The organism is Prosthecobacter sp., assembly GCF_049294395.1.
Taxonomy (GTDB): domain Bacteria; phylum Verrucomicrobiota; class Verrucomicrobiia; order Verrucomicrobiales; family Verrucomicrobiaceae; genus Prosthecobacter.
This window is the reverse complement of sequence record NZ_JBAQCR010000435.1, coordinates 1-23282: the sequence shown is the minus strand read 5'-3', so window position 1 is coordinate 23282 and position 23282 is coordinate 1. Positions and strand designations below refer to the sequence as shown.

Here is a 23282-nt window from a genome sequence, read left to right as displayed (position 1 = left end):
AATCGGGTTTCATTCGTATCTCCCGCAGTCTCGACATCCTCAGACGCCATGGCAAAACTCACTTTTGTACTCGATGACGGCCAGGAAATCGTGGTCCCCCTGGCGGATCATATGACCGTCGGGCGCTGGGAAGACAACGACGTAGTCGTCGATGACGAGCGCATCTCAAAACACCATGCTGAACTGGTTCACAACGCGGACGGCAGCATCCAGTTGTTTGATTCCAATTCCACCGCAGGCACCTTCGTCAATGGCGAACGCATCCGCAGCCGCACCATCCTGCATGGCGACAAGCTGGCCTTCGGTCCGCTCACCGCCGTGCTCGATCTCTCCGATCATTCAGCCAACGGCCATTCTGTCGCTCACGGCCCCGCAGGAGATGAAACCCAGGCGGTGACCATCGACCAGCCGGTCAAAGCCGGCAAAATCGCGACCCGCAAACGCAACCGAGGCGGCAGACAAGACTCCAACGCACTCAAGCACACCGAACTTCAAGCGGCAGCCGCTCGACTTGAATCCGAAAAAGCACGTCTCGAATCCGAACTGAGTGCTGTACAGAAAGAACTGCGCGAATGGCAGGCCCGCTCAGCAGCAGAGCATGCCGCTCACCTTGCCCGCATGGCATCTCTACGCGCGGAAGAGGAACGCCTGGCCCCCATCCAGACGGCGGTTCAAGATGCCGAGTCAGCGCATGCAGAGTGGCTTCAGTCCATCCAAAAACTGACCACCCGGCACGAGGAGCAAACCACCGCCTTGCAACGCCTCGCCGCCGACCATGAGCAAAAAGCAGCAGATCTGCACCGTCTCCGCCAAGACGAAGCTGCTCTCAGGCATGAACTCGAAGGACTCACCACCCACCGGGATCAGGCATTGGCACACCTCCAGCAAATCCGCGCTGAAAGCGTGCGTGACGAATCCGTTCTCGACGCTTTGCGCGGCCAGATCGCCGAACTCGAAGCTCGCGGCAGGGAGACCCGGGAAATCGCCGAGGTCCGTGCCGACCAGTTGAAGGCTGCCGAAAAAAAGCTGGAGGAGCTTGCCCACCAGCGCGCCCAAATCGAGGCACACATCCATGAGCTCAGCGGCACGGAGGCAAAACTCCTGCAGGCTCGCACCCAGTGCCGTGAAGCTGAAACACAGCACGCCACGCTCACCGCCACCATTGCAGCCCTTAAACTGGATCATCAGCGCTCCACAGCCGCAGTCAGCGATCTCGATTCCCGCATCGCCACGCTACAGGAGTCCCACCAACAGGCCGCCACAGCTGCGAACGAGGCTCTTGCTTCACACAAGCAAGCCGAGGAGTCCCTTCAAAGCATTCATAATGAACTCGCTGCACGAGAGAAAGACCTCACATCCCGCAACACCGCACTGGTCGCCGAAACGCAGAAGCTGGGGCAAACTCAAGCCCGCCGAGCCGAACTCGAACAACAGTGCCTGACACTCGCAGAAACCGCGCAAAAACTCACAGGCACCCAGGCTCAACTCGCCGCCGAGCAAGCCCGTCTTGCAGAGGCCAAAGCCACCTCCGCAGCTTTTGTGGTAAAGATCACAGAGCAAAAATCCGTCATCAACACACTCTCCGGGGAAGAAAGTGCCGCGAAGGGCCGCATCGAAGTCCTGCACGCCCGCGAAAATGACCTGCGGGCCGAACTCACACAGCTTGGCTCTGCTGAGCGCAGCCAGCGCACACGTTTTGAGGAAGTCCGTCAGTTGGCCGCCGAGGCGGAAAAAGAACACGCCGCGCAGCAGCAGCAACTCACTTCCAGCCTCGAAGCCGCCCGCGGCGAACTGGCGGATCTCCTGTCCCGGCTCCAGCCTTTGCGAGACTGGAAAGAGGCCATGGATCAGCTCTACGCCCGCCTCGCCACACTGCCGCAGGATTCCGCCGAAGCACGGGACCTCTGGCATGAAATCGAAAGGGAAAAGGCAGGGCTCCACGAACTCATCACCGCCGCACGCACCCAGGCGCATGCAGGCACGCCTGAACCACCTCATGGTACGAATGCCATCATCAAACCTGTGACAGCCGAAGCCCCCGTCAGAGGCCGCACCAGCAGCACGGTGGCGCCCGGCACCACACAGGAAACCACACTGCGCTCGCGCCTCAGCCATCTGCGTGAAAGCGTTCAGCGCGAGGAGTCCCGCCTCGAACAACTTCGCGTTGAGCGCACACGCCACGAATCACCGCATCGCGGCAATCTCGCGGCTGAAGCCATGATGCGTGAGCAGAGCCGCCACTTGGAGGCTAAAATCCGGCAGGAGCAGGAGCGTCATCACGCCCTGCTGCACAACATCGAAATCTCCCAGGCCGAAGAGGAAAAGCGGCGTGAACGGCTTGGCGAACTGGAACGCAGGCTCGCCGAATTGCGTGCCGACATCGCCGAGGCAGAACGCCAGCGCAGCGAACTCCGCCAGCAGGCTGATCTCGCCCACACCGAGCTCAAAAATTTTGAGGCTGCCATTGACCGCATGACCAAAAAAACTGCGGATTGAGGCACTAATCCTGCATTCATTTTGCCTTGGAAACAAATGCCCGATTGATTCCACGCGCTTCATCGACTTTGCTGCGCTGGTTTCACCGCAAAACACCCCATGGCCAAACTCACTTTCGTTCTCGAAGACGGACAAGAAGTGGTGGTTCCTCTCAAGGAACACATCACCCTCGGACGTGACGAGGGCAATGATATTGTGGTCGATGACGAGCGCATTTCACCTCACCACGCTGAGATCGTACAAAACGCGGACGGCAGCCTGCAGGTTTTTGATCTGAAATCCTCCGCAGGCACTTTCGTCAATGGCGAACGCCAGCTTAGCTGCACCCTGCTCCACGGCGATACGATCGCCTTTGGCCCTCTCGTTGGCACGCTCGATCTTGAACATCCGGCCACAAGCCCGCCCGTCGTAGAAACACCCGTCGCTCCTGCGGTTTCAAAGCCTGCCCCTCCGGCTTCCGTTCCTGAACCTGAAGCTCCCGCATCTGAAGCGCCGACTCTGGAAGCTCCCGAACCTGCTCCTCCCTCTCCACCACCTGCGCCGGTGCTTCCCGACAACGCCCTTGTGGAAGCCGTGGCCCATTTGGAAGCGGAGAAATCACGGCTCAAGTCCGAGGTCGCCGCCGCTGAAAAAGAGCTGCGCGACTGGCAGCAGCGTGCTGAAAAGGAACGTGCCCTGCATCTCTCCCGCGTACAATCACTGCAGGCGGAGGAAGAAAAGCTCGCGCCCGCGAAAGCCGCCGTTCAGCAGGCTGAAGCCGCCCATCGCGAGTGGCTGGAGACCATCAGTTCCCTCACCAGCCAGCACGCAGACAAAACCGCCGCCCTCGAACGCCTCAATGCCCAGCATTACGAGAAGTCCACCGAGGTCCAGCGTCTCACCGCCACGGCAGCCGAAGCTCAGCAGCAGATTGAAGATCTCGCGGCTCAAAAAGACGAGGCCGAGGCCCGCCTCAAACAGGTGCGTGATGAGTGCGAACAGGACGAAGCGCTTTTAAACTCCCTTCGTCAGCAGATCATTGAACATGAAAAGCGCATTGTAGAAGAGGAGGCCAAACATGCCTCGCTCAATGCCGCCAGCACATCGCTCAGCGCCAAGCATCAGCGTGAAGAGGCCGCCGTCAAAGATCTCGAAGCACTCCTCATGTCCTTGGAGCAGAAAGGCGCAGCCGCCGAAGGTTCACTGCAGCGCCTGCAGGAGGATCTGGCCTCATGCGAAAAGAAACTGTCCTCGCGCACGGCCGAACTCGCCGCATGTGAAAAAAGCATCGCCGCAAGCGCTGCCGAACTTGCCGCCGAAACCAAACGCATCGCAGATGCCCGGGCACAGCGCGCCGAATTGGAACAGCTTAATCAGGATCTCGTTGCCACGAAACAGCAGCTTGTCGATGCCAGACAACGCCTCGCTGCCGTCGAGCAGCGCTACCGCGACGCTCAGTCCAACAGTTCTCAGGGCGGATCGCAAATGGCCCCTCCAAGACGCAATTCCGCTCAGGAAGACGCCCCCAAAGCTACGAACGGCCAGCACGCGGAGCTTCCCGGCCAGATCGAAGCCGCCCGCCGCGAGCTTGCCGAACTGCAGGCCAGGATCGCATCCCTGCGTCATCCGCCAGCAGCAGCGGAAGGTGAGACCGCCACGGACACATCCAGCGTCTCCCCTCCTCTTGTTGTTCAAGTCGAGACCATCAAGCTCGCCCCCATTCCCATCAAGTCCGAGCGCACCCGTGGCCCCGGCACGAAAAAAGCCGCCGCTCGTTGATGTCATCAGCTGTGCCGCAGCCCCTGCTTAACCCAGGTGCTTCTTCAAGAAATTGACGAGGCCCTGTGCCACCCGCGTCACCTGCTTGGCCGTGCGTTCATCCTTGAGCCCGCCCTTGTCATCAAAGGCTTCATAGGCCTTGGACACAGCCACCTGATCCGGCAGGACAATGACGCCGATGTTGCCCAGAATCGCACGCAGATGCACCAGCCCCCTCAAACCGCCCAGCGCACCAGGAGAGGCGCTGATCAAAGCAGCCGTTTTGCCACGATAGGCCGCAAGCGCGGGCTCGTCATCCGTCTCACCACGGGAAACCCAGTCCAGCGTGTTCTTCAGCACGGCGGTGATGGAACTGTTGTACTCCGGTGAAGAAATCAGCAGGCCATCGTGCGCAAGAAAGATAGCCTTCAATTTTTTCGCGTTCTCAGGCAGCCCCTGCTGCTCCTCCAAATCTCCGTCAAACAATGGCAGCGGGTAGTCGCGCAGATCAACCAGCGTCACTTCGGCCCCGGCGGCACGTGCGGCCTCCGCCGCAAAACGCACAAGTTGCTTGTTATACGATGCGCTGCGGGTGCTGCCCGCAAAGGCGAGAATTTTGGGAGTGCTCATGCCCATGGATACCTAAGCCTGCCAAAACCGCCAGCCAAGAGTGAGCATTCCGCATTGTCAGACCCCTTATTCGTGTGGAGGTTGTGTTAGAATGAAGATTGATGCCCTCGCCCGTCTCGAACGCTATGCCAAGCGCATCGCGGAAATCGCCGCCGTGCTCGGCAAGTATGGTCTGGCGGATTTGTTTGGCGGCTTCAAATACGCCTGGCTGCAGGATCGCCTCAAAAGCGCTGATGGCCAGTCGATTACCGCCGGCGTCACTCAGGCAGCGCGTGTGCGCATGGCCCTCACGGAGCTGGGCACCACCTTCATCAAGCTCGGCCAGATGCTCAGCACTCGCGCCGACTTGCTCGGCCCTGAACTCACCGAAGAGCTCTCCCAGCTTCAAGCCAACGTGCCCCCAGACCCCTCCGCCGTGGCCCGTGCGACGATTGAATCCGAACTCGGCCAGCCGATCGAGCAGCTCTTTGCCACCTTTGAAGACACCCCTCTCGCCGCCGCTTCCGTCGCCCAGGTCCACGCCGCCCGTCTTCACACGGGTCATAGCGTCGTCGTCAAAGTGCGCCGTGCAGGCGTGGCCGAACAGGCTGCCACGGATGTCGAGATCGTGCAGGCGCTCGCAGAGCTCCTGGAACAGCATTCGCCCGCCCTGCGCTCCTACCAGCCGCTGGCTGTCGTGCGCCAGTTCCGCCGCACCCTGCTGCGTGAGCTTGACCTGACCTACGAGCGACAGAATCAGGAGGAATTTGCCCGCAACTTCGCCGACGACCCGACCGTCTGCATCCCCGAGCTCTTCAACGAACTCTGCTCACATCAAGTCGTCACCATGCAGCGCCTGGAGGGCATCATCGGCACCGACATCGAGGCGCTGCAACAGTCCGGCGTGGATCTCGGCGAGTTCGCCAAACGCGGCGCAAACATGTATCTCGAAATGGTTTTCCGCGACGGCTTCTACCACGCCGATCCCCATCCCGGAAATCTCATCCTTCTCCCCGGCAACATCGTCGGTGTCATCGACTGCGGCATGGTCGGCCGCATCGATGAAGATCTGCGTGATGAAGTCGAGGCCCTGCTCCTCGGCATCGTCGAAAACGATTCCGAACTCGTGGCCGAGCAAGTATTGCGCCTGGGTGCCGTGCCGGCCGATTGTTCACGTGAAAAGCTGCGGGCCGACCTGCAGGAGTTCATGGCCGATTACACCGGCCATCCGCTCAATGAGATCCACGTCGGCGCGGCCTTGAGCAGCCTCGTCGAAATCATCCGCAGTCACCACATCGTGCTGCCTCCGTCCCTCGCCATGCTGCTGAAGACCCTCATCGTGCTGGAAGGCACCTCGCGCCGCTTCAGTCCGGACGTGAGTCTGGCCGAGCTGATGCAGCCCTACTGCACGCGCCTCATGCTGCGCCGGTTCTCACCCGGCCGCATCGCCAAACGCGCCCGGCGCTCCTTCCGCGTGTGGAATCGTCTCCTCACCGCGCTGCCTCGCGATATCACCGACATGCTCGCCCGTTTCCGCGACGGCTCATTCACGGTGCACATCGACCACCGCCATCTCGATCCCATCGTCAACCGCCTCGTCCTCGGCATCCTCACCGCCGCGATCTTTCTCGGCTCCAGTGAACTCTGGAGCCGCCAGGCCGCCCCGCTGTTCTACGACGTCTCCATCTTCGGCGCCCTGGGCTATGCGGTCTCCCTCTTCTTCGGCTGGCGGCTCATGCGCGCCATCAAGAAATCAGGGAACATTCAGTCAAAGGATTGACTTCCCTTGCATGACTGAATCTGCACGAATTATGACCGATTCTTAAACGCTTGACCTCTTGACCAGCCCTCCCTTCCCACCGTAAACCTTTCGCCGCCCCCAACACTCCTTCCATCCATGTATTTCCTCGGCATCGACAGCGGCACGCAGAGCACCAAGGCCATCGTACTCGACCTCGACTCGGGCAAAATCCTGGCCACCGGCCACAGCTCCTATGAATTGATCGAGGGTCTGCCTCCAGGACATCTTGAACAGGACCCGCAGTCATGGCTGGATGCAGTGGATGCCTCCGTGCAGCAGTGCCTCGAACAAATCGGCAAGGACAAAACCAAAATCGCCGGCATCGGCGTCAGCGGCCAGCAGCACGGCCTCGTGGCTCTCGGCGCTGACGACAAACCCGTCCGCCACGCGAAGCTCTGGTGCGACACCTCCACCCAGGCCCAGTGTGCGGAGATCGCCCATCATTTCGGCGGCCAGCCCGGCGTCATCGCCGTCGCGGGCAATGCCATGCTGCCCGGCTACACCATTCCCAAGTTGCTCTGGCTCAAGCAAAACGAGCCCGAGAACTTCGCCAAGACGAAGACCATTCTTCTGCCGCACGATTACATCAACTTCTGGCTCAGCGGCGTGAAGCGCATGGAATACGGCGACGCCTCCGGCATGGGCATCCTCAATGTGAACACCCGCGAGTGGGCCTATGAAATCTGCGATTACATTGACCCCAGCGTGCGCGCCATGCTGCCACCGCTCGGCTCCTCCAAATCCGTTCACGGCACCATCCGCAAAGATCTCGCCGTCAAATGGGGCCTGAACTTCGACGTCATCATCAGCGCCGGCGGCGGCGACAACATGATGGGCGCCATCGGCACCGGCAACATCAAGCCCGGCGTCGTCACCGCGAGCTTCGGCACCAGCGGCACCCTCTACGGCGTGGCCGGTTCCCCTGTGGTCGATGGCCAGGGCGAAGTCGCCGCGTTCTGTGACAGCACCGATCAATGGCTGCCACTCGTCTGCACCATGAATGTCACCGTCGTCACCGAACAGGTGCGCGAGATGTTCCGCTGGGATTTGCGCCAGCTCGAAGCCGCCGTGAAAACCGCTCCCGTCGGTGCGGACGGCGTGATGTTCCTGCCCTACCTCAATGGCGAACGCACCCCGAACCTGCCCAACGGCACGGGTGTCATCCACGGCCTCCGCCCCACCAACATGGCCCCGGCCAACCTCGCCCGCGCTGCTGTGGAAGGCGCCACTCTCGGTCTCGCCTACGGTTTGAAACGCTTCCGTGATCTCGGCATGAACCCGACTGAAATCCGCCTCACCGGCGGCGGCAGCAAGAGCAGCGTCTGGCGTCAGATCGCCGCCGACTGCTTCAATGCCGAAGTCGTCACGCTCAGCACCAGCGAAGGTGCCGCACTCGGCGGAGCCATCCAGGCCGCCTATGCCCAAGCCAATCAGGGCGGCACCGAACGCGTCAGCTACGAGCAGCTCTGCGCCCGGCTCGTCACGCTCGATGAATCCACCCGCTGCAAACCCAATGCCGAAAACGCTGCGCTCTATGCCGCACAATTGGAACGGCAGACGGAACTCACCGGCCGCCTCAATCAAACCGGCTGGCTCTGATCGCTTGATACCTTCATGAAACCAACCGTTCGCACCCACCCCAACGCCGTCGTCATCGAACTCGAGGGCGATGCCGATCTCGCGACCGTGCCCGAATTCCAAAAAGTCGTGCGCGAGCAGATGAAGGCCGGCGTCAAACGCCTCATCATCGACTTCACCAAGGTGACCTTCGTCAACACCCCCGTCTGGGCCGTCGTGGTGGAATACTTTCAACACGCCAGTGGAGCGGGCACGGAATTTGCGCTCGCCGGCATTCAAGGCCGAGTGGATGCCTCGTTCAAAATCGTGCGTCTCGGCGACTTCATCACCCATCTGCCCACGGTTGAGGCCGCTTTGAATGCCCCCGACCTGACCAGCAAACGTTAGTCCCTTTCAGCTCCGCCCATGACCGAAGCATTCCGCCAATACTTCGAACTGTGCGGAAGCCTGCTCTACTGGCTCTTCGTCGCTCCCTTTCGCGGCAGAGGCTGGCGCATCGGCCACACCTTTGCCCAGATCGTGCGCATTGGCGTCCATGCCGTGCCCATGTCAGCGCTCACCGCCCTGACCATCGGCGTGGTGCTCGCCATGCAATCGGCCGCTCAGCTCGCGAAGCTCGGTGCCACCGCCTTTGTCCCCGGCCTCGTATCCTCCAGCCTCATTCGCGAACTCGCACCGCTGGTCACAGCAGTCATCGTCATCGGCCGCAGCGGTTCCTCCGTCACGGCAGAACTCGGCACCATGAAGGTCTCCGAAGAAATCGAAGCCCTTGAGGTCATGGCCATCCCACCCATGTCATGGCTCATCGTTCCGCGTTTTCTCGCCATGGTCATCATGCTGCCTCTGCTCACCGTGTTCAGCATCTACGTGGGCCTCGCCGGTGGCTGGCTCATCGGCCATTTCTCCCTGCACATGTCCACCGCCTTCTTCGTCACTCACGCGCTGCAGCATGTGGCGTTGAGTGACATCGGCATCGGCCTGCTCAAAAGCGGCGTCTTCGGCGTGCTCATCGTCACCATCGCCTGCAGCATCGGCTTGAATGTCTCCGGCGGCGCTGAGGGTGTCGGACTCGCCACCACCCGCTCCGTTGTTGTCTCCTTGCTCAGCGTCTTCATCGCCAACGCCCTCCTCACCGCCCTGTTCTTTTTCTGATGCCTGACTCGCACACATCTCAGTTAAAGCGGTGTTCCATTCATTTTTGGAACTTGTCGCTGAGTCGCGTCAAACCGCTGGTGCTCTCACGGACTCCGTTGGCCTTCCACCCACGGCTCACCACCGGGCAAGACCATCGCCCTTTTTGGCCTTCCGCCCCCGCATCTCCACCAGCCCCAAAGGGGCTGCGGAACATAGCCCAGGGTCAGCCGAGCCTTGGCGAGGCGACCCTGGGTATGGCCGTCCTATCCGGAAAGCAAACCCTGCACTCCGCCACATCTCGCGCCCACCAGCAGCGTCTGCATGGAGCCCCGCCGCGCATTCGCTCCGCAATCACACAGCGCTCCAACAACTCCCAGTCCCTCTGCGAATCGACGTTAACTGAGTGTCATTCATGACAGACTCCTCACCAGACCTGACCACCCGCGAACCGATCATTGAGGTCGATTCGCTCGTGCGCCATTTTGGATCTCAGAAAGTCCTGAACGGCGTGAGCTTCAAGGTCTACGAAGGCGACACCTTCGTCATCATGGGTGGCAGCGGCTGTGGCAAAAGCACCCTGCTGCGCCACCTCATCGGCACCGAAAAACCCAGCTCCGGCAGTATCAAAATATTCGGCCAGGAGATCACCACCATGAATGCGGATGCCATGCGCAAGCTGCGCGGCCGCTACGGCATGCTCTTTCAATCCGGCGCCTTGCTCCAATCCCTCACCGTCGCTGAAAACGTGGCACTTCCCTTGAATGAGCACACTCAGCTCGACACCGGCCTGATCGACACCGTTGTCAAAATGAAACTCGAGCAGGTCGGCCTCACCGGCCATGGTCACAAAAAACCTTCCGAGATCAGCGGCGGCATGAAGAAGCGCGCCGCACTCGCCCGCGCTCTCGCATTGGACCCACCTCTCGTCTTCAGCGACGAACCCACCGCCGGCCTCGATCCCATTATGACCGCCGTGGTCGATGAACTCACGCAGCGCCTCACACAAAAGATCGGCGCCACCGTCGTCGTCGTCACGCATGACATGAACAGCGTCTTCCGCATCGGCACCCGCATCATCATGCTCGGCACCGGCCCAAATCAGGGCAAGATCATCGCCGCCGGCACGCCCGCAGAAATCCGCGCGCATCCCCACCCCGCCGTCCAGCAGTTCATCAACGGTGATCCGCAGGGCGATGGCAGCGACGACTCCGGCGAAGTGCTTTACCGCGAAACACTTCTGGGCCTCAACGAAACCGGCACGTATTCACGCTCAGCCATTCATTCCTCCAAGCCATGAAAAACAAGCAAGATGCCACCGTGGCGACCCTGGTCATTCTCTGCTCCCTGATGCTGCTCGGCGCGCTCATCTTCGCCATCTCAGGCGATCCCTGGCGCAAGCCCCATCTGCGCTTCTCCGTGGATTTTGCCGATGTCACCGGCATCCACCGCAATACCAGCGTGCTCTTCGCGGGCGACCACATCGGTGTCGTTGATCGCATCGAACACCTCGCCCCCGCTGACCGCATCCTTGAGAGCAACACCGTCCGCGTCCACATCGAGGTCTTCTCTCCCGCCCCCATCCCTTCCAGGTTGAAGGTCATCATCAGTGCAGAGTCGGTGCTCGGCGAAAAACACATCGCGCTCATACGCCTCGATGACGAAGACGGCCTCCTGGCCGATGGCGCGCGGCTCACCTCCACCAGCCTCGGCAGCCTGCTGGAGATGATGATCCCCGGCGGTGATGCCATCTTCGCCAACATCCGTGACATCACCGCCGATCTCAAAAAGATCACCGATCCTCTCGGCAAAGGCGACGCCTCCAAAAAAATCACCGACTCCCTCGCCAACATCGAGGCCTTCACTCAGGAGCTGAAAATCACCTTCACCGGCGACGGCAAAACACCCGGCTTCGGTCAAAAGATCAATGCCGTGGCCGACAAGCTCGAAGACACCGCCACGGGCATTCAGGAACTCGTCAAAGGCCCGAAGGGCTCGGCAGACAAAGGTCTCGCCCCTCGCGCAGACACCATCCTCGCCAACCTCGAAAGCTTTTCCAAGGAGCTCAATCAGACCTTTGCAGGCACGGATGGCAAGCCCGGCCTGAAGGCACGCGTCGAAGAAATCACCACCGATCTCCACCGCCTGCTCGCGGGGAGCGGCACCACCGCAAACCCCGGTTTGGAAAAGCATCTCGACACCACCATGCGCAAAATCAATACGCTGATGGAAGAGATGAACGCCCTCGTCATCTGGGGCGAATACATCACCGGCACCCTCGCCGGAAAACCCAGCCGCCTGATCTTTGGCAGCAAAGCCAATGACGTCCCCACCAAGGAGCAGCTCATCGAGCACATGCGCCGCACCCATGATCCCTACCCCGTGCGTATCAAAGAACTCGAATCAGGCACGAAACCGGTCCCCAGCAATCCCATGCCCCCTGAAAGCGCCACTCCCGAAGAAAAGAAAAAGGGCCTCCTCGAACTCTTCAAACGCCGTGAGTAATCCCCAGCCCATCACCTCCCGCCAAAACGTCCTGCTCGATGTCGCACGCCGCCTGAGCAGCACTCAAAATCTCGTCGAACTCGCCAGACACATCCTGCAGCGCTCGCGTGAGGTGATGGACTGCGAGGTATGTTCCGTCCTCCTGCCTGATGGCCCCAGCGAAGACCTCCGCATATATTCCACACTCGATCCCATCAACGCGATGCATGTGCGCGTCCCCAAAGGCAAAGGCATTGCGGGAGATGTCTTTTTGACCCAAAAGGTCGTCAACATCGAGGACGCGCTCAACGATCCGCGTCACTTTCGCCCAGTCTCCGACCAGTCCGAACTCGTCACCCGTGCGATGGTCACAATTCCCCTTCTCGATGGCGATCGTTCCCTCGGCGTGATGCAGGCCATCAATCCAAACAATGGTGCATCCTTCACCCCGCAGGATGTGGAAATGTTCGAAACCTTTGGCAGCCTCATCGCTGTCACACTCATCCGCCTCGAATCGCAAAAGAAAGCCATTCAGGAAGCCGAGAACCGTCAGCAGCTCTCGCTCGCCACCGAGATCCAAAACTCCTTCCTCCCCGCACCCCAGGTGCGCCTCGGAAACGTGGCGGTCGAGACCTTCTATGAGCCTGCCAGCGAAGTCGGCGGCGACTTTTATTTCTGGCACCAGATCGACGACGGCAAAATCCTTCTTGGAGTCGGTGATGTCTGCGGCAAGGGCCTGCCCGCAGCTCTCGACATGGCACGCGGCACCACGCTCATCGCTTCAACCGCGCATCTCTGCGTCTCCATGAATCTCGCCGAATGGATGGCGACGTTAAACAAACGCCTTTGTGGCGTGATGAAAGCAGGCCGCTTCATCGCCATCAATGCCCTGCTCGTTTGCCCAAAGACACGGCGTGTCTGGCTCTGCTGCGCCGGCCTTCCAGGTGCGCAGGTCTTCGACGGCAAGGCTTGGAAAGAAGTCCCCGCCCCAGGCAATGCGCCGCTCGGCATTTCATGCGCCGCACGCTATGCGGAGATGTCGCTCCCCTTCAGCACCGGCCGCCAGTGGATGCTCTACACCGATGGCATTCTCGAAGTTCAGAACAGCTCCGGCGAATACTTCGAAGACAAAGCCTTCGCCGCCGCCATGCAGCACACTCATGGCGGCGAAGGATTCTTAAATCATCTCGTCGAGCAATGGCACACTTTCGCCGACGACTCCAGCTATCAGGACGACGCCACCGTCCTGACGATCACGGATCACACGCCACCAGCGCCGGAAGAAATCTCCCTCACCTGCCATCCCGACACGCTGCGCCTCGTGCGTGAGTTCATCGAGGCATGGTCCGCCTACCATGGCCTGAACGATGAATTCACCGGCCTCCTCGTTCTCGGCTGTGACGAAGTGATGAGCAACATCTGCAAATACGCCTACTGCTCCACCAGCACCGAGCGTGCCGCCACCTGCCGCATGGAATCAGGCCCGGACTCCGTTCGCATCCTCATTGAGCATTACGGCGCAGGCATCACCAACGAGGACTTTCAGAAGCTCGTTGCTCCTCCCTCGATCGAATGCCGCATCGGCGGCCTTGGTCTTCATGTCATCAGCGAAATCTTCGACCACGTCGATTTCCGCCGTGAAGATGGCCGTTCGGTGATCGAATTGGTCAAGTCCGTTTAAGGATTTGAATCTAAGAGTATTCGCATTGACCCTTCCGGCTGATTTGGATAAAACGGCGGCCTAATTCCACCAAATCACATGGAAACACCCACCAAAATCAAGCTGTTCGCAGCCATTGCAATCATCGCCGGCCCCTTCCTCACCTACAACGGGCATCAGGAGAAAGAGCGCCTTGCCAAACTGGAAAAGGAAGGCGTCACGGTGGATGGCATTATCGAAGGCGGGGAGTGGAAGAGAGGAAAGAACAGCAACTACCAGTTTGATGTTTCCTACACCCCGCAAAACGCCGCCCCTGTAAAACAGACCTTCAAAGTCACCTCCAACTATTTCTCCGCCCATGCCAGTGATACCGCTGTCACGGATCCGCTGGCCAAGGTGCGTTACCTCCCTTCCGCGATTCAGGACAGCGCCATTCTTGTCGGCGGTTCCACGGACTTCACCGCAGGTTTTAACCTGGGCATTGGCGCCTTTGTTGGCGGCTTGATCACTTTGGGCATCATGTATGCAGGCAAGTGGTAGCCAGCTCTGCCAGCATGAACGACTCAACCACGGCGGGAGAAGTCTCCCGCCTTTTTCATGCCCTGCTCCGGCATCCCTCACCTTGACCACAGATCAGAACACCGCCATGCAGTGCGCTCACACTCATGGCTAAAATTCGCATCAAATCCGCAGGCAAGATCATCGCAGGAATCATGCGCTGCATCGGCTCGACTTTGCGCTGGGAGGTGCGGGATGACGCCGGAGTCTTTGATGCCACGCGCAAAGGCTGGATCTGGTCCTTCTGGCACAACCGCATGTTCCTCATCCCCTGGCTGCACCATGAGTGGTTCGCCAATGTTCCCGGCACCATCCTCACCAGCCCCAGCGGAGATGGCCAGATCATCGCCGATGTCTGCGCGAGCTTCGGCATCGAAGCCGAGCGCGGCTCCAGCTCCAAGCCCGAGAAAGGCATGAGCGCCCTCATCGCCCTCGCCGCCAAGGCGCGTGAAGGCTACGAGATCGGCATCACCCCCGATGGCCCGCGTGGCCCGTTGCATCGTGTACAGCCTGGCATCGTCAAGCTCGCCCAGCTCACAGGCGTGCCCATCATCCCCGTGCACATGCACTACAGCCACGCCATCCAGTTTAAGACCTGGGATGAATTCCTCCTGCCCCTGCCCTTTTCCAAAGTCACCCTCGTCTTCGACAAACCCCATCACATCCCCCGCCGCATGACCGAGGAGGAGTTCGAGCAAAAGCGCCTCGCATTAGAAGATGTGATGCGTTTTGGAACCACCCTTGAAAATCTTCAGCGCTCCCGCTAGCCTCGCGGCATGGAAACGCTCTCCGTCCGTTGCAACCACTGCGGCGCTCCGCTTCAAGTCTCCGACGCCACCCGTTTCGTCACCTGTCAGTTCTGCCACAGCAGCCTGGAGGTGAAGCGCACCGAAAGCTCCATCTTCACCGAGGAAGTCGCCAAGATCGCCGAAAACACCGGCAAGATGGCCGAGAGCCTGGAGGTCATTGCATTGCAAAATGAAATTGAGAAACTGGATCGTGAATGGGGCATTGAGCAGATGAATTCCATGGAACCCAGCCGCAGAGGACCACGCGCCCCAGGCAATCCTTGGTTTGGCCTCGCGTTCACAGTCTTCTTCGCGGCCGTGTGCTTCAGCATGGCTTCACTCACCAGTTCGAATCGCGTGCCGGGTATTTTCTTCTTCGTGCCAGTCGGCATGGGCCTGTTCGCTCTGTTTGCAGGCATCTCGGGCGTGTTCAAGGGGGAGACTCGCAAAGCGGCACAGGCCACCTACCAACAGCGCCGCAACGATCTTGAACATCAGCTCGCCACGCTGAGATCGAAGTAAATGCTCCTCGCCTTCTACAAGCCCTTCGACGTCCTCTCCCAGTTCACTCAGGAGCACCCCTCCCACCGCACCCTGGCCGAGTTCGGTTTCCCGCCAGACGTGTACGCCATCGGCCGGCTGGATCGCGATTCCGAAGGCCTCCTGCTGCTCAGCGACGAAGCCCGCTGGAACGATCGCCTCCTCAATCCCCGCCACGCCCATCCCCGCACCTACCACGCCCAGGTGGACGGAACCGTAACCGACGAAGCTTTGAGAAAACTCCGTTCCGGCATCGACCTCAAAGACTTCCGCTCACTGCCCTGCAAAGCCCAGCGCCTCGACGCCGAGCCTGCTCATCCGCCGCGAGATCCCCCCATCCGTTTCCGCAAAAACATTCCGACCTCCTGGCTCGCACTCACTCTCACCGAGGGCAAAAACCGCCAGGTCCGCCGCATGACCGCCGCCGTCGGTTTCCCCACTCTCCGCCTCATCCGCGTCAGCATCAGTGGCCTCAAACTGACTGATTTAGGCCTCAGCGCAGGTCAATGGCGCGAATTAACCGCCGAGGAGCAACGCCAGCTCGTCCCCCCTTCCAAGTAAGCTCAAGCTCTCCGTCCATCTTCATTCGCACTTCATTGTGGGTCATGCCCGACACGCCACCTTGGCCGGGGTTCGACACCTCAAAAATCAAAAATCGATTGCTCGACAATCGTCAATCCTCCGGCCCAAAGCTTGTCATGGGCATGCGCGATTAACGATGGATGAACAATCGATTTTTGATTTTTGAAGTTCACCACCGCCTTGACGCACCCCCACCCTTCCAAACTCCGTCCTTGCGCACCCGCCCCACCATGCCATTTTCCGCGCCCTTTCCCAACCCCCCAGCATGGCACTCATCGTCCAGAAATACGGCGGCACCTCCGTCGGCACTCCAGAGCGTATCCGCAACTGCGCACGTCGCATTCTGGAAACCCAGCGTGCGGGCAATCAAGTCGTCGCCGTTGTCTCCGCCATGTCCGGCGTCACAGACAACCTGATCCGGCTGGCCAAAGAAGTCTCCCCCGAGCGCGAACCCATCGAGCGTGAGATGGACGTCCTCCTCGCCACCGGGGAGCAGACCACCATCGCCCTCACCGCCATGGCCATCAATGCCCTCGGCGGCAAGGCCGTCTCCCTCACCGGCGCGCAGGCAGGCATCTCCACCGACGGCGTGCACACCAAGGCCCGCATCGTCAACATCACCCCGGATGCCGTGAAGAAGATGCTCGACGAAGGCAACATCGTCATGCTCGCCGGTTTCCAGGGCGAAACCGCCAGCGGAGAAATCACCACCCTGGGCCGTGGCGGCAGTGACTTGACCGCCATCGCCATGGCCGCCGCCATCAAGGCCGACCTGTGCCAGATCTACACCGACGTGGACGGCGTCTACACCTGCGACCCCCGCGTCGTGAAGACCGCCCAGAAGATCAACGAGATCAGCTACGAAGAGATGCTCGAAATGGCCTCCTCCGGCTCCAAAGTGATGCAGAGCCGCAGCGTCGAGTTTGCCAACAAATTTGGTGTGCGCTTTGAAGTGCGCAACAGCATGAACAACAACCCCGGTACCATCGTGAAAGAAGAATCCCCCGGCATGGAGTCCGTCGTCGTCCGCGGCGTCAGCCTCGAGCGCAACCAGGCCAAAGTCACCATCGACGACGTCGCCGACCGCCCCGGCATCAGCGCCGCCATCTTTGGCGCCATCGCCTCCGCCAACATCACGATCGACATGATCGTGCAAAATGTCAGCTTCGACGGCATCACCGACATCTCTTTCACCCTCAGCGGCGCAGACCTCGCCAAGGCCGAAGCCGTGCTCAAGGCCGAACTGCCCGGCCTCGGTGAAAAAGCCCAGCTTCGCACCCAGAGCAGCATCGCCAAGGTCAGCGTCGTCGGCATCGGCATGCGCAGCCACAGCGGCGTCGCCGCCAAGATGTTCAAGGCCCTCGCAGACGCCAAGATCAACATTCAGATGATCTCCACCAGCGAAATCAAGACCGCCGTCATCGTCGACGAAGCCGAAGTCGAAAACGCCGCCCGCGTCGTCCACACCGCCTTCGGTCTCGACGCCTAGGAATTCAAGGCATCGGGGTCTCCTGCCCCCGATGCCATCCGACCTCGCTAAGGCTCAGAGACCTTGATCCGCATGAACATCTTCGTGCGGCCCATGATCGGCACACGAAAAACGTGCTGGCTCCCGTTCCCGGAATCAGAGACCGCATGCCAGTCATTGGTGCCCATCGTCTCACTCCACTCCGCCGCATACGTCACCCCTGAAACTCCGGCGGGATGTGGAAAGCTCATCACGAAATCATCGCTCACAGTCTGCGGCTGCGGCAGTTGCTGAGAGCTTGCCACCGTGGGATTCATGCCCAGGGCGTATTCCAGAAGATTGGGCACCCCGTCAAAGTCGGCATCGGCGGTGTCAGCCGCATCACCCGTTTTATCGGCAGTACCAAACCACGTTTGCCTCCAGTTGGCGGCATGAGTCAAGCCGGTCCCCGTCAGGGCAATGTCGAAGGAGCTGTTGTTGCCCGCCACATTGCTGGCGATGTGCAGCACGGCCGTTTTCACTCCAATGCTTGAAGGAGTGAACTGCACCGTCAGCGTCATGCTGCCCGAACTCGTCAGCGCAGGTGCAGGCGCCGCTGGAACGGTAGTTGCCGTGAAACTGCCCGCATCAGCTCCCGTGATGCTAAGCCCAAACCCGCTGAGATCAGCCAGTCCGCTGTTCTTGAGAGTGAAGGTCTGACTCACGACCGCCCCTGGCAGCCCCCTTCCGATGTCAGCCGTCGTCAGCCCGTCAAACACATTGCCTCCGAGAATCTGGTTCACGGCCATGCCCGGCCCATCCCCAAGATAGCGCGCCACAGCAAAGCCTTCACTCCCGCTCACTCCGGCAAATCCAGCAGCAACGATTTTGCCATCATCCTGCAATGCCACCGCATTGGCTCCTTGCTCATAGCTGCCAAAGGATTGGTTCACCTTGCCACCGCTGCCAAAAGTAGCATCAAGCGCCCCCAGACTATCATACCGGGCCAGGGCAAATGTCGCTGCCCCGGCGCTTGAGGAACGCCCCGCCACCACAATCTTGCCATCCCCCTGGATCACCAGCCCGCCAGGGTCATCATAGCTGTTCACGCCAAAATTCGTATCCACGGAGCCCGTACCACCAAAGGTCGTGTCCAGGGCTCCTGCATCGGTGTAGCGCATCAGCGTGAAGTCATTGTCGCTGCCATTGTAGGTCACACCCGTCACCACTATCTTGCCATCGGCTTGCAGCGCCACAGCCTTCACATTCATCCCATTGCTCGTAGTCACCAGGCCTGTGCTGTTAAAGCTGGAGTCCAGCACACCGCTGCCGGTATAGCAGGCCAGATTCGCACCACCTGCCTCACTCGTTCCCACCACCACAATCCGGCCGTTGCTGCTCACCGCCACTCCATTGGCAGATTCACTGAACTGGCTGCCAAAATCAGTCACCACCTTTCCAGTGCTGTTAAAGCTCGTGTCCAGCACACCTGCGCTCGTGTAGCGCACCACCGCAAAGTCATTGTCATTGCCATTCCAGGCGGTCCCCGCCACCACAATGCGGCCATCATTCTGCAAGGCGATGCTTGAGGCTAGGTCATCACCTCCCCCCACCGCAGTGACAACCATTCCCGTCCCGTTAAAACTGACATCGGGCGTGCCGTCACCATTGTATCGCAGCAGCAGAAAATCATTGTCCGTGCCATTGCTGGTGTAGCCGGCCACCAAGATCTTGCCGTCTGGCTGCAGGGCCATCGCCATGGCAAAATCACTTTGCCCTGCGTTGTCAGTCGTCACCATCCCTGAACCGTTGAACGTTAGATCCAGGCTCCCATCAGGCAGCAGACGGACCAGGCTCACATCCGTGCTGCTGCCAGGCATCATGGCTCCCACCATGAGAATTTTGCCATCAGGCTGCATCAAAATCTGGTGGCAACTTTCACTGGAAAACCCGGCCTTGATACGGGCCGTCCCGGAGCCTGCGCCAAAGCTGAAATCCAGATTGCCCGCCTTGGGCAGGCTTCGCGTCACCTTCACCGTATAATCCTGCGTGGTGGTGCCGTCGATCGCTGTCACCACCACATGAAACGTGTTTTCCCCCAGGCTCAGTTCCAGCGGACTCGTGCTGCCGTCTCCATTCACCCAGTAGCCGTTCACCTGCACCGTGGCCAGACTCTGCGCAGCCACCGGTGTGAACTGGATGGAGTTCATGTCATAAGGCACGCTCGCAGTGTAGCTGGTGGTGCCCGGTTCAAACACAGGCTGCAGCATCACGCCACTCAGCCCCAGATTGGCGAGATTGGCGTCCTGCGGATCAGGTGTCACAAACGTCATGTCCTCGCCAAAAACAGTGGCCGAAGCAGTGCTTGCACGGATCCGGTAGTGATAGGTCACACCGCTGCCAGCGAAGGGAATGTTTGCTTTTACCGTCACAAAATTCATGCCCGAAATGCCTCCCCCCAGAGAGACCGTGCTGCCATAGCTCGTGTCTAGCCCATACTCAAAAGCCATGGAGGTGATCGCAGTTCCGCCATTGGCGCTCACATTCGCGTTCAGGCGCGCCAGTGTCGGGTTCAGCAGCGTGGCGCCTGCCGTGCTGGCCACCGGCACCCCGGTGGCAGCCGTCGTAAAAGTCCTGTCCGCACCAAAGACCGTGCCGCCATGTCCGTTGGTCGCCCGCACCCGGTAATGGTAGGTCGTACCAGCGGTCAGCCCGCTGAGATTGGCGGTGACAGGCGTGTTCGACCAGCCGCCCACTCGCTCAACCGCCGGCCTCGACTGCGTGTAAAACGTGCTCGTCCCGTACTCAAACGACACCTGGGCATCATAGCCATTGCCATTGGCCATCCCGCTCAGCGTCGCCATGGTGCTGTTCACCATCATGGCAGGCAGCGTCATCACCATCGGGGCCGCAGGATCCGCAGCCGGTGTCGTGAAGGTCTGATCCTGGCTCGTCACCGTCCCGCCTGCACTCACGGCCCTCATTCGATAATGATAAGTCGTCCCGCCAGACAGTCCTGAAATCTGGCCGCTCACACTGCCACTACCGCTGATTATCGGGCTTTCCCAGGCGGCCGTTGATTCTCCATAGCCTGTCGTCAGACCGTATTCAAAAGTGACCACCGTGCTGCCTCCGTTCGTGTTCACTGCCCCGGACAAAAGGGCGCTGCTAGGCAGGCAGGTGGGCGAGCCGGACAAAAAGACCGAAGGCGGATTCGGCGTGGTGATGAATGTCCTGTCCGCACCATAAGTCGTGCTGCTGTTGTTTTTGGCCACCACTCGATAATGGATCGTTGTTCCTGGTGCAAAGCCGGAAAGGCTCAGCGTCACCGCCGTGTCACTGCTGCCCGTCACAGAAGAAGGGCTGCCCGGCAGCACGCTCCCATAGCTCGTCGTCGTCCCATGCTCAAAGGTCACCGTGGTGCTGTCATTGTTCGCATTCACGATCGCCTGCAGGGTCGCTCCACCGCCTGTCACGGCGGTCGCCGGCATCGTCGTCGCCGCAGGTGGCGTCCCAGCCTGCGGTGTCACTGTCATGTCCTGCCCATAGATGACGCCCAGCGCAGTCACCGCATACACCCGGTAATGATAGGTCGCAGCCGGATTCAAGCTCCCGATGCTTTGCGCCACGGCAGTGGTGCTTTGATCCGAACTGATACCGCTCGGATTCGCAGGCACCGTGGTTCCATAAGCCGTCGTGGGGCCATATTCAAAATTCACCGTCGCAGGCAAGCCGTTCCCCTTCACCGTCCCCTGCATCCTCGCTGCCCCTGCGACCACATTGGTCGCTGCCAGCGTGACCACCGTCGGCATCCCCGGGACAAACGTGACGTCGTCTCCATACACCGTGCCAAAAAAATTCACAGCCTTCACGCGGTAGTGATAGACTTTCGCGGCGAACAATCCGCCCAAAGTCGCGCTCACAGCCGTGGGACTGGTGCCACCCACGTGAGACGGCGAGGCTGTCACGCTCCCTCCATAGCTCGTCGTAGTTCCGTATTCAAAGCTCACCGTCGTGTTCGAACCCCAGCCGTTGACCGCACCATTGAGGCTCACCGTGGCATAATCAGTCACCGCGGCCGCGTTCGTCACAGCCGCTGGCAGTCCCGGCATCACTTCCCAGTCCTGTCCATACGTCGTGCCGCTGGAATTCACCGCCTTGAGGCGGAAATGCCATGTCACGCCAGGATCCAGTCCGTTCACCACTGTACTCACAGTTTTCACCGTCCCATTGTCCACTGTCGAAGGCGTCGCCGCAGCGGTATAACCATAGCTTGTCGTCGGCCCAAACTCGAAAACTACCGACGTGCTCCCATCATTGGCTCCCACCGCACCGCTCACGGTCACCTGCCCGATCCCTGTGACTCCACCAGACAAAACCGTCACTTCGGGCGGCATGCCCCCCGCCCACGCCGGCAAACAGGTCAGCAGGCAAAAGACCCAAGCACCAGGCAGGATGGAAAGCAGGCACCTCATATTTTCTTTAATTTGGATGAGTTAATAGCCTATACCCTACACCCAAGGAAAGCCTAGTTTTGTAAAGACCGTGTCAAAAGGTGACACCCTAACAGTGAAAAGGCCCTGAAGCCCCAGCTCTCAGCACCCGTCCTATCCGTCCAACATCCATCGCGGTTCCCCTGCCCCAAAGGGGTTACGTCACATAGCAAAGGGTTGCCGAGCCTCAGCGAGGCTACCTTGATACAGAATCTAGCCAATCTGGAAAGCAAACCCCGTCTCCCTCCAGCCCACCAGCAGCGTCTACACAGCACTCCGCCGCACATTGTCTCCGCTCCCCTCAACGCTCCCCCTCTCCCCTTCGCTAAAAAAACAAAACCCCGGCTCGCGCCTAAACGCGAAACCGGGGTGATGAAAAAACACCGACGCGGCGGACTACGCGCTGCGCTTCAGGTAATACTGCTGATACACGTTTTCGTTCAGCTTCAGCTTGGCGCGGAGGCTGTCCAGAGCGGCAGGTGCGCCGGAGAACTGGATGTTGATGAAGTGACCGCCTTCGACGTGACGTGGGTTGAAGGGGAACTTGCGTTTGCCCATGTTGTCGATCTGCTCAAGCTTCAGACCGGACTTTTCCATGTCTTTGCTGATGGTGCTGACGAGGGAGTCAACGGTTTCTTCTTTGCCTTTGGTGTCGAGCACGATGAGTGCCTCGTATTTGCGGTTCATAGGTGGTGTGGTTTCGGGGGTTAAGATTCGGTTTGTCGGTTGAAGACATTCATGGCGGTTTCCAGGCCGCGATCAACAGCAGAAAGCACGGCATCAGCCGCGCGCTGAATGACAGATTCCAGCACGGGCCTCTCTTCGGCGCTGAATTTGCCCAGCACATGGCCCACCATGCGTTCTCCGGCAGGACGGCCATCCGCCGGAGCGATTCCGACTTTCAGTCGTGGAAATTCGTCCGAGCCGAGTGAGGAAATGAGGGACCGGATGCCATTGTGGCCGGCAGCAGAGCCGCTGGTGCGAAAACGCAGACGGCCCAGCGGCAGATCCACATCGTCGTAAACCACCAGCGTTTGCGCGGGTGAAGCCTTGTAGAAGTGCCCTACCGACTGCACGGAACGACCGCTGTCGTTCATGAACGTGAGCGGCTTGAGCAAGTAACCGCCCGTGAATTTCGCCACAAGACCTGACCACCGCTTTTCCTCGCGGAAAGCGGCTCCCATGCGTCTTGCGATTTCGTCCAGCACCATAAATCCGATGTTGTGGCGTGTGTCTCGGTAGGTTTCGCCGGGATTGCCGAGACCCACAATGAGACGCGGCGCGTTCACGCCGCTGCTCGTTGTTTCCGCTCGGGAAGCCACATCTTGGAAAAGGTGCGGAGATTACTTCTTGGCAGCAGGCTTGGCGGCGGCAGCAC

At 60.1% G+C, this 23282-nt stretch carries 18 protein-coding genes; 14 read left to right on the top strand and 4 right to left on the bottom strand.

From position 1 onward, the window contains the following. Window positions 1-48 precede the first annotated feature (48 nt). The gene (locus tag WAW39_RS29795) at window positions 49-2496 is read left to right on the top strand and encodes an FHA domain-containing protein (RefSeq protein WP_422323335.1); all 2448 of its coding nucleotides are present in this window, start codon (window positions 49-51) and stop codon (window positions 2494-2496) included. 99 nt (window positions 2497-2595) lie between these two features. Further along, window positions 2596-4254: an FHA domain-containing protein gene (locus tag WAW39_RS29790; protein WP_422323333.1), complete on the top strand. Its 1659-nt coding sequence runs from the start codon at window positions 2596-2598 to the stop codon at window positions 4252-4254. A 27-nt stretch (window positions 4255-4281) separates the two neighbouring features. Here WAW39_RS29790 and WAW39_RS29785 read toward each other — a convergent pair whose 3' ends face one another. After that, window positions 4282-4863 carry an NADPH-dependent FMN reductase gene (locus WAW39_RS29785; protein WP_422323331.1) on the bottom strand — a complete coding sequence of 194 codons (582 nt, stop codon included), beginning with the start codon at window positions 4861-4863 and terminating at the stop codon, window positions 4282-4284. Window positions 4864-4954: 91 nt separating this feature from the next. Between WAW39_RS29785 and WAW39_RS29780 the strand changes: the two genes are divergently transcribed. The 12 genes from WAW39_RS29780 (at window position 4955) to WAW39_RS29725 (ending at window position 17453) form a co-directional block, all read left to right on the top strand. Then, the gene (locus WAW39_RS29780) at window positions 4955-6622 is read left to right on the top strand and encodes an ABC1 kinase family protein (protein WP_422323329.1); all 1668 of its coding nucleotides are present in this window, start codon (window positions 4955-4957) and stop codon (window positions 6620-6622) included. Between the two features lie 117 nt (window positions 6623-6739). Further along, a complete protein-coding gene (gene xylB / locus WAW39_RS29775; RefSeq protein ID WP_422323327.1) occupies window positions 6740-8242 on the top strand; it encodes a xylulokinase in 1503 nt (500 codons plus the stop codon). 15 nt (window positions 8243-8257) lie between these two features. Continuing rightward, a complete protein-coding gene (locus tag WAW39_RS29770; RefSeq protein WP_422323325.1) occupies window positions 8258-8608 on the top strand; it encodes an STAS domain-containing protein in 351 nt (116 codons plus the stop codon). An 18-nt stretch (window positions 8609-8626) separates the two neighbouring features. Beyond that, entirely contained in the window at window positions 8627-9373 is a 747-nt protein-coding gene (locus tag WAW39_RS29765; protein WP_422323323.1) for an MlaE family ABC transporter permease, read from the top strand. Window positions 9374-9767: 394 nt separating this feature from the next. Further along, window positions 9768-10652 (top strand): ABC transporter ATP-binding protein, encoded by an 885-nt coding sequence (locus tag WAW39_RS29760; protein WP_422323321.1) that lies wholly within the window; start codon window positions 9768-9770, stop codon window positions 10650-10652. Then, entirely contained in the window at window positions 10649-11857 is a 1209-nt protein-coding gene (locus WAW39_RS29755; protein WP_422323319.1) for an MlaD family protein, read from the top strand. The genes WAW39_RS29760 and WAW39_RS29755 overlap by 4 nt, the downstream gene beginning before the upstream one ends. Continuing rightward, window positions 11850-13517, top strand: a complete 1668-nt coding sequence (locus tag WAW39_RS29750) for a SpoIIE family protein phosphatase (RefSeq protein ID WP_422323317.1) — start codon at window positions 11850-11852, stop codon at window positions 13515-13517. The genes WAW39_RS29755 and WAW39_RS29750 overlap by 8 nt, the downstream gene beginning before the upstream one ends. 78 nt (window positions 13518-13595) lie before the next feature. Further along, the gene (locus WAW39_RS29745; protein ID WP_422323315.1) at window positions 13596-14036 is read left to right on the top strand and encodes a hypothetical protein; all 441 of its coding nucleotides are present in this window, start codon (window positions 13596-13598) and stop codon (window positions 14034-14036) included. Window positions 14037-14161: 125 nt separating this feature from the next. Then, window positions 14162-14821 carry a lysophospholipid acyltransferase family protein gene (locus WAW39_RS29740; protein ID WP_422323313.1) on the top strand — a complete coding sequence of 220 codons (660 nt, stop codon included), beginning with the start codon at window positions 14162-14164 and terminating at the stop codon, window positions 14819-14821. 9 nt (window positions 14822-14830) lie between these two features. After that, window positions 14831-15364: a hypothetical protein gene (locus tag WAW39_RS29735; RefSeq protein WP_422323311.1), complete on the top strand. Its 534-nt coding sequence runs from the start codon at window positions 14831-14833 to the stop codon at window positions 15362-15364. After that, the gene (locus WAW39_RS29730) at window positions 15365-15943 is read left to right on the top strand and encodes a pseudouridine synthase (RefSeq protein ID WP_422323309.1); all 579 of its coding nucleotides are present in this window, start codon (window positions 15365-15367) and stop codon (window positions 15941-15943) included. It abuts the gene before it with no gap. A gap of 286 nt (window positions 15944-16229) precedes the next feature. Continuing rightward, on the top strand, window positions 16230-17453 hold the full coding sequence (locus tag WAW39_RS29725; RefSeq protein WP_395732656.1) for an aspartate kinase: 1224 nt from the start codon (window positions 16230-16232) through the stop codon (window positions 17451-17453). Between the two features lie 47 nt (window positions 17454-17500). Here the strand turns inward: WAW39_RS29725 and WAW39_RS29720 are convergent, their stop codons facing one another. The 3 genes from WAW39_RS29720 to pth form a co-directional block, all read right to left on the bottom strand. Beyond that, entirely contained in the window at window positions 17501-21886 is a 4386-nt protein-coding gene (locus WAW39_RS29720) for a cadherin-like beta sandwich domain-containing protein (RefSeq protein WP_422323306.1), read from the bottom strand. 414 nt (window positions 21887-22300) lie between these two features. Then, a complete protein-coding gene (locus WAW39_RS29715; RefSeq protein ID WP_300932826.1) occupies window positions 22301-22591 on the bottom strand; it encodes a 30S ribosomal protein S6 in 291 nt (96 codons plus the stop codon). 20 nt (window positions 22592-22611) lie between these two features. Further along, entirely contained in the window at window positions 22612-23193 is a 582-nt protein-coding gene (gene pth / locus WAW39_RS29710) for an aminoacyl-tRNA hydrolase (protein WP_422323303.1), read from the bottom strand. Between the last annotated feature and the right edge of the window lie 89 nt (window positions 23194-23282).

What these genes read in the sequence shown, in the direction of transcription:
- WAW39_RS29740 (WP_422323313.1), top strand. Translation starts at nt 14,162, where the DNA reads ATGGCTAAAATTCGCATCAAATCCGCAGGCAAGATCATCGCAGGAATC.
- WAW39_RS29765 (WP_422323323.1), top strand. Translation starts at nt 8,627, where the DNA reads ATGACCGAAGCATTCCGCCAATACTTCGAACTGTGCGGAAGCCTGCTC.
- WAW39_RS29715 (WP_300932826.1), bottom strand. Translation starts at nt 22,591, where the DNA reads ATGAACCGCAAATACGAGGCACTCATCGTGCTCGACACCAAAGGCAAA.
- WAW39_RS29795 (WP_422323335.1), top strand. Translation starts at nt 49, where the DNA reads ATGGCAAAACTCACTTTTGTACTCGATGACGGCCAGGAAATCGTGGTC.
- WAW39_RS29725 (WP_395732656.1), top strand. Translation starts at nt 16,230, where the DNA reads ATGGCACTCATCGTCCAGAAATACGGCGGCACCTCCGTCGGCACTCCA.
- WAW39_RS29720 (WP_422323306.1), bottom strand. Translation starts at nt 21,886, where the DNA reads ATGAGGTGCCTGCTTTCCATCCTGCCTGGTGCTTGGGTCTTTTGCCTG.
- WAW39_RS29785 (WP_422323331.1), bottom strand. Translation starts at nt 4,863, where the DNA reads ATGAGCACTCCCAAAATTCTCGCCTTTGCGGGCAGCACCCGCAGCGCA.
- WAW39_RS29770 (WP_422323325.1), top strand. Translation starts at nt 8,258, where the DNA reads ATGAAACCAACCGTTCGCACCCACCCCAACGCCGTCGTCATCGAACTC.
- xylB (WP_422323327.1), top strand. Translation starts at nt 6,740, where the DNA reads ATGTATTTCCTCGGCATCGACAGCGGCACGCAGAGCACCAAGGCCATC.
- WAW39_RS29790 (WP_422323333.1), top strand. Translation starts at nt 2,596, where the DNA reads ATGGCCAAACTCACTTTCGTTCTCGAAGACGGACAAGAAGTGGTGGTT.
- WAW39_RS29760 (WP_422323321.1), top strand. Translation starts at nt 9,768, where the DNA reads ATGACAGACTCCTCACCAGACCTGACCACCCGCGAACCGATCATTGAG.
- WAW39_RS29735 (WP_422323311.1), top strand. Translation starts at nt 14,831, where the DNA reads ATGGAAACGCTCTCCGTCCGTTGCAACCACTGCGGCGCTCCGCTTCAA.
- WAW39_RS29745 (WP_422323315.1), top strand. Translation starts at nt 13,596, where the DNA reads ATGGAAACACCCACCAAAATCAAGCTGTTCGCAGCCATTGCAATCATC.
- WAW39_RS29730 (WP_422323309.1), top strand. Translation starts at nt 15,365, where the DNA reads ATGCTCCTCGCCTTCTACAAGCCCTTCGACGTCCTCTCCCAGTTCACT.
- WAW39_RS29755 (WP_422323319.1), top strand. Translation starts at nt 10,649, where the DNA reads ATGAAAAACAAGCAAGATGCCACCGTGGCGACCCTGGTCATTCTCTGC.
- WAW39_RS29780 (WP_422323329.1), top strand. Translation starts at nt 4,955, where the DNA reads ATGAAGATTGATGCCCTCGCCCGTCTCGAACGCTATGCCAAGCGCATC.